The sequence below is a fragment of the Dickeya sp. CFBP 2040 genome, from assembly GCF_012273755.1.
In the GTDB taxonomy this organism is placed as follows: Bacteria; Pseudomonadota; Gammaproteobacteria; order Enterobacterales; family Enterobacteriaceae; genus Dickeya; species Dickeya poaceiphila.
Map to the genome: position 1 here is coordinate 1 of NZ_JAAVXH010000122.1, position 606 is coordinate 606.

Annotated in this window: 1 pseudogene; it reads left to right on the top strand. The window is 52.8% G+C overall.

The window, feature by feature from the left end:
* A pseudogene (locus Dpoa2040_RS18235) lies at window positions 1-606 on the top strand (IS3 family transposase); the annotation flags it as partial.

Below are 606 nucleotides of genomic sequence, written 5' to 3' on the forward strand. Positions count from 1 at the left end.
AAGTGGTTACGGGCCATTAAACCCGATAACAGCGAGCAGCATGCCCGTGATTTACTGGAAGCCAAAAGTGAGATCCTGAAACTCAGGGCACAGTTAAAGCGAACGGAAGAAGAACGGGATATTCTGAAAAAGGCCGCGCGGTACTTTGCAAAGGAGCCCGACTAAAGTACCGCTTTATCAATGAACACCGTTCTGTATGGAGTGTCATGACGATGTGTCGGGTACTGAATGTCGCCCGGGCCGGATTTTATGCATGGCTGCATAATCCGGTCTGTGCACGCGATAAAGATAACCAGCGCCTGCTGGCTCTCATCCGCGATTCATATGCACTGAGCGGCGGCGTATATGGCTATCGCCGGGTCCATGGTGATCTGAATGAAATCGGTGAAACCTGCGGTAAAAACCGGGTGAGCCGTATTATGCAACTGAACCGAATCAGAGCCGTACGCGGCTATAAAGCGCCACGCCGGATAGCTGGCAGACCTTCTGTTGTTGCCCCGAATCGTGTGCAGCGTGAATTTACCGTGGTAAAACCCAACCCGGTCTGGGTGACTGACATTACCTACATCCGTACCTGGCAGGGCTGGCTGTATCTGGCCGTCGTCA